Raw genomic sequence first — 10,578 nt, 5'->3', positions numbered from 1 at the left:
ACCACACGCCTAAACGCATTGCGGCACAGTCTATCATAAAGGGTGAACGGAGCGGTAACACTCTATGGCTGCTTGATAATTTTCTCCTTAAATCGATTTCGATTTCGTCGATTATGCAGTATAGACACGGGCGATTTTGTACCGCGTGGAGGATGATATGTCGAACGTCAATCAAGGAAAATCGCTGGCTGACCAATGGAGCGGACGGCCTTACCATCGCAAATGGCTGCTGGATCAGGCCGATGGCCTGTTTGATTTTTTCCAGACGGCAGCGATCAACCCCAAGGGCGGCTTCTATGATCTTGCCCGCGACGGTACACCATTGACGACAGACAATCCGGTGCGCGGCATCCATGCAAGCGCCCGCATGGTGCATTGCTATGCGATCGGCGACCTGCTGGGTCGTCCCGGGGCTGCCGATGTGGTGGACCACGGCATGCGTTATCTGTGGCGCAAGCATCGTGACGAAAAGAACGGCGGCTATGTCTGGCAATTGAACGACGATGGCGTCGCCGATGGTTCCAAGCAGGGCTATGGCCATGCTTTCGTGCTGCTGGCCGCCTCTTCGGCCAAAACCGTCGGCCATCCGCTGGCTGACCGGATGCTGGAAGACATTACCGAAGTGCTGGAGACCAAATTCTGGGAGGAGCGCCACGGCGCCATTGCCGAGGAATTCTCCCAGGATTGGCAGCCGGTCGCCGGCTATCGCGGCCAGAATTCCAACATGCATCTCACCGAAGCGCTGATGGCCGCCTTCGAGGCGACCGGCGAGCAGCATTATCTCGATAAAGCCACCCGGATCGCCGATCTGATCATCAATCGCCGCGCCCGCGAAGAAGCCTTCCGCGTTGCCGAACATTTCGATGAGGAATGGGTGGTGGACCGCAATTACTATCACCCCAATGAAATGTTCCGCCCCGCCGGCACCACACCCGGCCATTGGCTGGAATGGGCGCGCCTGGTGTTGCAGCTCTGGGTGCTGACAGGCAAGCAGCATGACTGGATGCCCGAAGCGGCAAGCGGCTTGTTCTACCAATCGATGCTGCTGGGCTGGGACCGCAAGAAAGGCGGCTTTTACTACACGCTGGATTGGGACAATGTCCCCGCCAAGACCTTCAAGCTGTGGTGGCCGCTTTGCGAGGCCGCAGGTGCTGCCCATTACCTCAACCAGCACCAGGGCCGCGACCTGAACGAGGAAAACTACCGCAAGATCTGGAATTTCATTGCCAACCACACGATCGACAAGCAATTCGGCGGCTGGCACGAAGAGATGACGGAAGACCTTGTGCCGTCAAACAGCCTGTTCCCCGGCAAGGGCGACATCTATCACGCCCTTCAAGCCTGCCTTATTCCGCTGTTTCCAGCCGAAGGCAGCCTGACCAAGGTCATCCAGGACTATCCGCTGGACGTGTAATTCTATAGCGACCATCACCTATTGTAAGCCCGCCTTCTGTCCGAAGGCGGGTTATCGAGGCCGTTACTGCATTTCCGAACGGAAAACCGCTTCACACTTTTCCTGGAAATGCTCTATTTCAGCGATTTGTCGATTTCAAAACTGGCCGCGAATTTCGTGCCTTTTTGCAGCGTGCCGGTGCAGGCCACCAAGAAACGATCATTATTGATCTGGCTGGTATTGCAGGCGCCATTTGCAGCGATCCGCTGCAACCCGCTCTTGGTGCTTCCATCATTGAGGATGACTTCGTCCAGCTTGAGCGTCTCAATCTGGCCCTTGTCGCGCAGCTTTTCCTTGGAGGGGATGCCGGTAAAGGTAATGATATGCGTGGTACCCATGAAGAAATAGAGGCCGGAACGGCCATCGCTATGCAGGCTGCGGCCAATTTCAGAAGAGCAGGCCTTGGTCAGATCCTGATCGCCAATGGAAACCCGCAGGCATCGCCCCTTGACCGACGCAAACTGCGGCTGGGCCGCTTCCTTGGCGCCTGCGGCATGGACAACTGTCGCAGAACCAATAGCAGCCACGGACAGCGCCAAAAATAACCGAGCCATCTTCATTGCCAACCCTTACGCTCGCCTCAACTTCGGACCATGAATCGTGGTAGAAGACGAAACTGCCGCGAGCCTTGCGTGGTCATCGCGGCAGAATAACAGGGGCCATTGAAAATGGAGCTGCTGGCACAGATTACGTCAAACGTTACAGGCAGTCGGCTGGTCCCTGCACATGGGAAAGACTGTCGATCACATGGGCTGCGGGAACGCCGGCTTTGCGGCAACGCAAGGCCAGATTACGCTGGCGGGCTGCATCGTCCAGCAGGACGGCAAAAGCGCTGAGAGAGACTCCGTCGGCCCGCAAGAGCTGACGGATCATTGGGTCCTTGAGAACTTCGGACATGGTCAGGTCAGTCATATCGTAGGTCACTGGTCTTTTCTCCCTTTGTCCGTGCTGTGCGTGCCGCGCAATCTTTGCCTTAGGCTTCTTTGAAGTCAGCAAACAATTAGGAACGCCGCAAACCGGATTTTGCTCCATGAGTTCCAAAAATTTTTTATTCTCTGCTTATGGAGGAAAGCATAAAGCCAAGGTGTTACGATCTGATGTCGTGCAGATGGCGCAAAAGTGGCAAGACTGGCAAGTTTTGGAGGCGTGTGGCACGAAACGGCACAACATAGGCGTGCACCCCTCAAGACGGCACAGAAAAAACAGCCGGAGTGTGCCAGGTTCAGATTGAACCAGACACACTCTCGCTTCTTTCGTTGGTCTTTTCGGGAAAACCGGGTTCCACTTTTCCTAAGGCAAACTCTCTCAGCACCAGGGCTGGCGATGGCCGGTCCAGGGCCTGACCAATCCCTCATCGACCATCATCGCACCGAGTGAACGACCATTGCGGCTCACCACGCGCAATTTCCGGCCATATTGGTCTTCATCCCGCATGCCAAAGGGAGAAAGATCGAAACTGCCAGCGCTGAGCAGATCACGTAACCGGACCTTGGCGGCAAAGCCCCGGTCGCGCTCGGATTTGCATTTTGCCTGTTCGGTTTCCGGCGCATCGATATCGGCAACCCGGATCTTGGTCTTGTTGACCCAGAAGGTGTCGCCATCGACAACGCAATTGTCGAGCCCGCTCGTGCCGCAATAATAGAATTTACCGGAAACCCGCTGCTTATCGACCCCACGCGGCTGTAGGGAGGCAACGACCTGTCCCGGTACCAGCGTGGTGGCGGGCGGCAAGGGACTGTCATCTCTTGAACGCGGCATCATCGATGCGGTCGGTATCATCGTCGTGGCAGGTGGCAGTGGCGTCGGATCGAGCCTGCGGGCCATCGGCGTTGGAACGCTTGCGGGCGGAACCGGGCCAGTCTCGCTGCGGCTACTGGTCTCGTGGGGTGCGTGGCCCTGCAATTGCGCGATATATTTGCCGCCGGTCCCGAACGTCTTGTCGATCAGTCCCGGCAATTCCTTGCGGTGGTCATAGGCCGAAACACCGGCCACCACCACGACAAGCGCCCCAAACCATGGCCAAAGGCTGCCGCCCGACCCGGTCCGTTTTGCTCTCGTCCCACCGGATGACCGGCGTTTGTTTGCGCCCCCGCGCCTTGCCCCTCCCGCTGCTTTTCTAGCCGCCATGTTTTACTCCTTGTCGAATGGCGGCATTATCGTCGTTAAGAGTTTCTAAAAGGTTGGCGCCTTCAAGGGAAAAGCTCTTCCAAAATGAAACAGCATGCCCCTGCACCGACCCAGGACGCAGACATGAAAAAGCCCGCAGCGCTGCGGGCTTATCATTAAGAGGCAATCAAATTATCGGATGCCGATCAGGGCGTAACGGTCAGGGTGCCCTGCATACCGGCCTCATAATGGCCCTTGATATTGCAAAACACCAGATAGCTGCCTGGCTTCAGCGTCACCTTAAGCTTGCCATCGGCGCCGGGCTTCAAATCCGACACTTCGCCAAGGCTCTTCAACTTCTTTTCGTCAACGCGGTGCTTGGCCGTATCGAGCGGGATCTTGGCATCCGGCGTCGCCAGCTTTACCACGATCATCTCATGGTCTTCCGACATGGCATCGTTATGAACGTGGAACACCGCCGGACCAGCGGCAACCGTTGCAGGCTCCATCTTCAGCCCCATGGCACCCCCGCCCTCACCCGTTTCGGTGACCTTGATCTGAGTGTCCGCCGCGAAAGCGACAGATGCCGTAAGGCTCGTTGCAATAAGGGCTGCGTAAAGACCGGTCTTAAACATCATGACGTAAACTCCTGATTGGGTTTCTTCTGACACCACCTATGATGATCATTGCTGACAGCGCTCTGAACGCGCCGTACCCTTCAACGCAATTGCTGCAAACCGGCCTTTAATGAGCCAAAAACCCTCGCATCCATGGTTTGCGCCACGTTGAAACGCATGAACCGGCCCGCATTCTGCGACAGGCTGAAGACATTGCCGGGTGCCAGGATGACACCATCATCAAGGCAATGGCGGGCCAGAGCGCCTGATTCGATCCCATTCGGCATTCGACACCACAGAAAAAGTCCTGCCTTCGGCTGGAGCCAGGGCGTGAAGCCAAGCGACGTCAACTCCGCCGCCACAGAGCTACGCGCTCCGGCCAGCCGGGTTTTCAACCCTTCAAGATGTTTGCGATAGCCGCCATCCGTCAACACGGCCAACACCAGTTCGGCGGAAAGCCGCCCACCGCCAAAACTCGTGGCGATCTTCAAGTCGGTCAGTCCCTCGATCCAGTCGCGCCGGGCGGCGATATACCCGCAGCGCACCGAGGCCGATAACGTTTTGGAAAAACTGCCGATCTGCACCACCCGGTTCAATCCGTCAAAGGCAGACAGCCGCGCCGAAGCGACATCTTCAAAATCGGCAAAAATATCATCCTCGACGATGGTCAGGTCAGCCCGGTCGGCAAGGGTCAGCAGCCGATGGGCATTCACAGCCGAAAGGCTTGCTCCGGTGGGATTATGCACGCCCGAATTGGTAATATAAAGCCGCGGCCTATGCGCCTCGACAATGGCGGCGAAGGCCTCCAGATCCGGGCCATCCGCCAGATAGGGCACGCTGACGATAGTGGCACGGTGCGCCCGCAGCAGGGCATGAAAGTTGAAATAACAGGGATCATCGACCAGAACGCAATCGCCCGGCTCCAGAAAAAACCGGCAGACCAGATCAATGGCATGGGTCCCCGATTCCGTCAGCATGATTGCATCCGCCGCAACCGTCAGCCCATGATCGGCCATCCGCCGCGATAGCAATTGCCGAAGCCCTGGCAGACCCAACGGAGAACCATAATCCGTCAGCACAGCACCATCGGTGCGGCCAAGCATGCGGATTGCGCGGCGAAGGGCTGCCTGCGGCAACCAATCAGGCGGCAGCCAGCCGCATCCCGGTTTCAGCAGATCGCCACCGGCCTCTAACGATTGACGAGAGACCCAGAACGGATCGATCTCCCGCTCCAGCCGAGGCCCAAGATTGGTCAAGGACAGCGGTGCCAAGGGGGCTGCCACGAAAAACCCGGAACCCGGCCGCGAGCGGATCAGCCCTTCCGCCGCCAACCGTTCGTAAGCCTCGACCACTGTGGATACCGAAACCTGCATGGTTTTGGCAAAGCCGCGCACAGAGGGCAGTCGCGCCCCCGTCGCCAGACTTCGGGAGGAAATGCGCGTCCGAATAGCTGCCATTACCGTCTCGATCCGGCTTGTTCCCTGCGCGTCCAAATCGCTCACCATCGCCTCTGTATTGCTCAAACACCCATAACAGTTTGGCAAAATTGTATTGCACCGTCTCTGGCATAACCATCACCTCGGCGCAAGAACAACAAAAACAGGAGCATCACATGAACAAGACGACGAGCGGGCTGATCAATGGTTTTCTGGGCATGCTGATTTTTAGCGGCTCGCTCCCGGCAACCCGGGCTGCGATCGGCAGTTTCGACCCGGTTTTTCTAACTGTCGCCCGCGCCAGCATCGCCGGCTTGCTCGGCTGCGGCCTGCTTCTGATGTTTCGCCCGGCAAAACCCAACCTCGCGGAGATCGCAGCGCTCGCCATGGTCTCGCTCTGCGTGGTGATTGGCTTTCCCTTGCTGACGGCCTACGCCTTGCAACATATACCCTCGGCCCGTTCGCTGGTTTTCATCGCGTTGTTGCCGCTTTCCACCGCTCTGTTTGCCGTTCTGCGCGGCGGTGAGCGTCCGCGGCCGATCTTCTGGCTGTTTTCCAGCCTCGGCAGTGCGCTGGTTGTCGGCTTTGCCCTGTCTCAAGGGACCGCCACAGCATCCTACGGCGACATGCTGATGATCCTCGCCATCCTGATCTGCGGCCTTGGCTATGCTGAAGGCGCGAGACTATCGCGGCGGCTGGGCGGTTGGCAGGTGATCTGCTGGGCGCTGACGTTGGCCTTGCCTATCAGCGTCGTGGCGGCCGCTTTCACCCTGCCACCAACGCTCAGTGGCGTCACCGCCAGTGCCTGGCTCGGCCTCGGCTATGTCTCGTTGTTCAGCATGTTGATCGGCTTCATCTTCTGGTATCGCGGCCTTGCCCAGGGTGGCATAGCCGCCATCGGTCAATTGCAATTGCTGCAACCGTTTTTCGGCCTGGCGCTCGCCGCCGCCCTTCTCCACGAAACCGTCAGCGCCTCCATGCTGGTCACCACCCTTGCCGTCGTAGCCTGCGTTACTGGTGCCAGACGGGCTACACTGTAGCCTTCACCAAAAACCCGCCAAAAGAACACCAAGGCGCTCAGCGCCCTTGGCATTCCCTGCCCCCAATAACTAAAAATTCATCACAAAAGCAAAATGCACAGGCTTTTCCCCGCCCTATCGAAGGGAAAGAAACAGCAAAAACCCGGAAAATTTGACAGGAAAACACACGAATAAGCTGCGTACTGGCCTAATTTGCGGAATTTAAAGCTCATAATTGCATAAACCGTGATATTTTTGCTACATACACGCAAATGAATAGATTATATCTCACTCACTCATTAAACGAGTGGAGACGACTATGAACAAACTGACCCTCCTTGCAACCGCTGCAACCCTCTTCGTATCAGCAGGCATTGCCATGGCCGCCGATGCAGTCGACCAGGTTCCGACAGCTCCTGCTGCTGTTGAAACCCCTGCGGCGTTTTCATGGGCAGGCGGCTATATCGGCGTTTACGGTGGTTACGGCTGGCTGGATGCCACACTGTCGCAGGGCGGCGCATCGCTCTCGGATAATTTCGATGGCGGCCGCATTGGCGGCTTTGGCGGCTGGAATTTCGATGTCGGCCACAACGTGATTCTCGGCGTAGAAGCCGATGTGAACTACGACTGGAACGAAAACAACTATTCCGGCGTCAAGGTGGGCATGGATGTCTCCGGCTCTGCCCGCGCCCGCGCCGGTTACGCCATTGACCGCGCCCTGCTGTTTGTGGCTGGCGGCTGGACGGCAGACAGAACCTATATCAAGTCTTCGGCTGGCGATTTCGACAAGACCCTGAACGGCTGGACCATCGGCGCTGGTGTCGATTATGCGATTACCAACCGCATCTTTACCCGCCTCGAATATCGCTACAACGATTACGGCACCAAGAACATCAGCGGCATCGATTTCGACAGCAAGCAGAATGTCGTCAATCTCGGCATCGGTATCAAATTCTGATAGACTGCCTCCGACATCAGCCCCGGTTTAACGACCGGGGCTTTTTTTGTGATTGCTGACTATTGCTCCAATGCAAAGCTGACATTCACAGTGACGCGATAGGTATTCTCACCCGCCGCCATCGGCGTTGGGGCGGGCGCCATATCCCGGGCCATGCTGGCTTTCATCATCATGCCCTGCTCGAAGGGCCGCGCTGAATTTTCATTGATGGAAATGATTCGGCCAAGCTTAACGCCAGCCGCTTGCGTCAGCACTTTCGCCTTGGCCAAGGCATCCGCCATGGCGGATTTGCGCGCCTCATCAATGGCCGTTTCCGGCTTGTCATTGGTGAAGCGGATCTCTCCACCCTGGTTGACGCCAAGCCCGACAGACGTATCGATTACCCCGCCCAGCTTGGACAGATCACGCACCCGGATCGTCAGCCCATTGCTGACGGAATAGCCCTCAATCACCGGCGGGCGGCTATCGGCCTTGTCTTCCGGCTCCTGCCGATAGCGCGGCGTAATCTGAAAGCCAGATGTTTGCAAATCGCGATCCGCCAATCCCTTGTCCTTAAGAGATTTCAACACCTTGGCCAAAGCCTCGTTATTGTCCTTCAACGCCTGGGCAGCCTCGGCAGCCTCAGTCACGACACCCAATTGCATCAAAGCCATATCCGGCGCCAGACTGACTTCTCCTTCACCCGACACATTGATGACCGCCTCCGGACGCGACGGCTCCTGCGCCATGGCCGGAGCAACAAAAACCAGAGACGCCAACATAAAACCAAACCGCCCCAGGCCAAAAACCGCACCCAAATTCACCATCTCGTCTCCCAAGCTCCGCTTTCTGATAGCTCAACCTCACTCTAAACACCCTATTGCAAAACCATTGCGGCAAACACTTGTCGCACCCAACGTTTTCCGCTAGAGCGTCACCATGGACGTTGGAACCATTGCCAACCCCACCGCCGGCCCCAGCGCCTGCCGGGCCTGTAGCTCAATGGTTAGAGCCGGCGGCTCATAACCGCTTGGTTGGGAGTTCGAGTCTCTCCAGGCCCACCATTTTTTTTTATTGTATGTAGCTCGCCGCGGATGTAGCTCGCCGCGCACTTCCGGAATTTTGACACCAAGAACCGGAAAAATGAAATTTTCAAAAACCTCGATCGAAAGCGCTTTTTAAGGCGTCTCTAGGAAACTACTGATTCAGCAGCGAACGGAGAGTTTAAGCCGGCTCTTTTTTGGTAACCGCGCTTGGATTGAAATGTACGACCACGTTTTCGTCCGTCTTCGTACCGGGGAACGTGAAACGAAACTCTGGAGCATTCGGATCCGGGCGTTTTATCTTTACTGGCTTACGATTCTTCTCCGGCTCAAAAAATTCCCGAGATACGTGACCAAGAGACGGCAAAGTTGGTCGCTTTCCCTTGAACCATTCGATGATGGTAACAATCTGCAGCCGAGGCAAATGCCCATGTGCGGTATCAACGAAGCCAAACGAAGCAGCCTCGGCATTCATTTCTCGTGTAGCCTCGTTAAGGCAAATGAATAGGCCCATCTCAGCCTTTTCACGATCAACAACTGCTTTGAATTCCCTAACATCCTTTGCGCCGACGTGCTGCCCGCCCTTTACTGAGGTCAGAACTCTTCCCCAGCCTCTAGGTCCGTTCATGAAGTACATTTGACCATCAATTCCGCGATCTGGCCCCTTCTTGACTTCCTTGAGCGCCTGCACACCAACCAGATAATTCGCCCACCATTGAAATTGAAATTTGTCTTTTAGTGCTAGACGTTGAGCACTTTCGAAATCCCTAGGTATTCCTCCCACGCTAAACTTTGCGTTTGGTGATTGCTCCAAAATCCGTTCCTCAATCACCTTGATCGCATGGAACGCAACATCAATTCCAATCCATTCTCGATCCAATACCTGAGCGGCCGCAACCGTGGTTCCACAGCCGCAAAATGGATCGAGAACAACGTCTCCCGGATCAGTTGATGCTCCAACAATACGCTTCAGCAGAGAGATTGGCTTTTGAGTTGGATATCCTAACGACTCACGACCTGAAGCAGGCTTAATATCAGACCATTCATTTTGCAAAGCGACACCCGGCATTTCATCTAGATAGCGCTTTTGGGCAGGAACGGCCCCTTCCTTCAATTGCACGACTCTGCCGTCTTCTATTAATTTTTCCATTTTTTCTTTGCTGAAGCGCCAATAGCGGCCCACTCCCATAACCTCATAGAACGGGTTGCCCTTTGCAGCACCACCAGGACCCGTGAGGTCACTCAGCCTAAATAGCCGCCCCGTTTCGGGCTCTCGGTATTTGTAGAAATCCTTGACGTATTTTTCGTCGTATGGCGTGTACTGGGTATTCCACTTCCACACGTTGCTTTTTGTATAGAATAGGATCACGTCGCGAACATTACCAAATTGCTTTCGACCTTGCTTCGCATCGTTATGGGCTGATTGGCGACGCCAACTAATTTCGTTTCGGAAATTTTTTGGCCCAAATGCCGCATCCAATATTATCTTTAGATAATGTGAAGCTGTAGGATCACAATGAAGATAGATTGATCCGGTGGGCTTGAGTACGCGCCGCAGCTCGGAAATGCGCTGCGCCATCATAACCAAGTAAGCCATCATATCGCTTTCAACTAGCGCCGTATGCAAGGCGTGGATGATCGTGGCAATAGAACCGCCTGAATGCATGATTTCATCGAGCGCCCATTGCGCTTCGTTACCCCAGGTCCAGGTGTCTCGAAAAGCTTCAACTTGCGCGCTTGCAGCATCATCGGTCGGCGTCTTGAACAAGACATTGTAGTTGGCACTGCTGTTAAATGGCGGATCAAGATAAACAAGATCTACACTTTCCGTGGCGATTTCTTCCCGAAGAATCGTCAGATTATCCCCAAACCAAAGTTGATTCATTTGTCCGCCCCATTTACCTCAACAAAGAGTGCACGATTACAGTTAATGAAATTCTAAAGTTGCAGATCGAGAGCTATGCACC

General features: G+C 55.6%; 10 protein-coding genes and 1 tRNA gene. 4 read left to right on the top strand and 7 right to left on the bottom strand.

The genetic code is table 11. From position 1 onward, the window contains the following. The first annotated feature begins 157 nt into the window (after positions 1-157). Positions 158-1,414, top strand: a complete 1,257-nt coding sequence (locus H1Y61_RS08160) for an AGE family epimerase/isomerase (protein ID WP_180574297.1) — start codon at positions 158-160, stop codon at positions 1,412-1,414. A 113-nt stretch (positions 1,415-1,527) separates the two neighbouring features. Here H1Y61_RS08160 and H1Y61_RS08155 read toward each other — a convergent pair whose 3' ends face one another. The 5 genes from H1Y61_RS08155 to H1Y61_RS08135 all read right to left on the bottom strand — a co-directional run bounded on the left by H1Y61_RS08155 (position 1,528) and on the right by H1Y61_RS08135 (position 5,681). After that, positions 1,528-2,007 (bottom strand): hypothetical protein, encoded by a 480-nt coding sequence (locus H1Y61_RS08155; protein ID WP_174111321.1) that lies wholly within the window; start codon positions 2,005-2,007, stop codon positions 1,528-1,530. A gap of 145 nt (positions 2,008-2,152) precedes the next feature. After that, entirely contained in the window at positions 2,153-2,377 is a 225-nt protein-coding gene (locus H1Y61_RS08150) for a hypothetical protein (protein ID WP_141748632.1), read from the bottom strand. 381 nt (positions 2,378-2,758) lie between these two features. Beyond that, positions 2,759-3,580: a thermonuclease family protein gene (locus tag H1Y61_RS08145; RefSeq protein WP_180574296.1), complete on the bottom strand. Its 822-nt coding sequence runs from the start codon at positions 3,578-3,580 to the stop codon at positions 2,759-2,761. 185 nt (positions 3,581-3,765) lie between these two features. After that, positions 3,766-4,197 carry a plastocyanin/azurin family copper-binding protein gene (locus H1Y61_RS08140; RefSeq protein WP_180574295.1) on the bottom strand — a complete coding sequence of 144 codons (432 nt, stop codon included), beginning with the start codon at positions 4,195-4,197 and terminating at the stop codon, positions 3,766-3,768. An 80-nt stretch (positions 4,198-4,277) separates the two neighbouring features. Then, complete coding sequence (locus H1Y61_RS08135) at positions 4,278-5,681, bottom strand: aminotransferase-like domain-containing protein (RefSeq protein WP_180574294.1); 1,404 nt, start codon at positions 5,679-5,681, stop codon at positions 4,278-4,280. Between the two features lie 107 nt (positions 5,682-5,788). Here H1Y61_RS08135 and H1Y61_RS08130 point away from each other — a divergent pair, with 107 nt between their 5' ends. Beyond that, positions 5,789-6,652 carry a DMT family transporter gene (locus tag H1Y61_RS08130; RefSeq protein ID WP_180574293.1) on the top strand — a complete coding sequence of 288 codons (864 nt, stop codon included), beginning with the start codon at positions 5,789-5,791 and terminating at the stop codon, positions 6,650-6,652. 298 nt (positions 6,653-6,950) lie between these two features. Then, complete coding sequence (locus H1Y61_RS08125) at positions 6,951-7,589, top strand: outer membrane protein (RefSeq protein ID WP_174111325.1); 639 nt, start codon at positions 6,951-6,953, stop codon at positions 7,587-7,589. A gap of 59 nt (positions 7,590-7,648) precedes the next feature. Here the strand turns inward: H1Y61_RS08125 and H1Y61_RS08120 are convergent, their stop codons facing one another. Further along, positions 7,649-8,395, bottom strand: coding sequence for an SIMPL domain-containing protein (locus tag H1Y61_RS08120; protein ID WP_180574292.1), 747 nt, complete (start codon positions 8,393-8,395; stop codon positions 7,649-7,651). A 161-nt stretch (positions 8,396-8,556) separates the two neighbouring features. Here H1Y61_RS08120 and H1Y61_RS08115 point away from each other — a divergent pair. Then, a tRNA-Ile gene (locus tag H1Y61_RS08115) sits at positions 8,557-8,632 on the top strand. 160 nt (positions 8,633-8,792) lie between these two features. Here H1Y61_RS08115 and H1Y61_RS08110 read toward each other — a convergent pair. Continuing rightward, a complete protein-coding gene (locus H1Y61_RS08110) occupies positions 8,793-10,496 on the bottom strand; it encodes a site-specific DNA-methyltransferase (protein ID WP_180574291.1) in 1,704 nt (567 codons plus the stop codon). Positions 10,497-10,578 lie beyond the last annotated feature (82 nt).

This window comes from Agrobacterium vitis (assembly GCF_013426735.1).
Classification (GTDB): Bacteria; Pseudomonadota; Alphaproteobacteria; order Rhizobiales; family Rhizobiaceae; genus Allorhizobium; species Allorhizobium vitis_D.
Note: the sequence above shows the minus strand (reverse complement) of the source record. Positions and strands in the feature narration are given on the sequence as shown.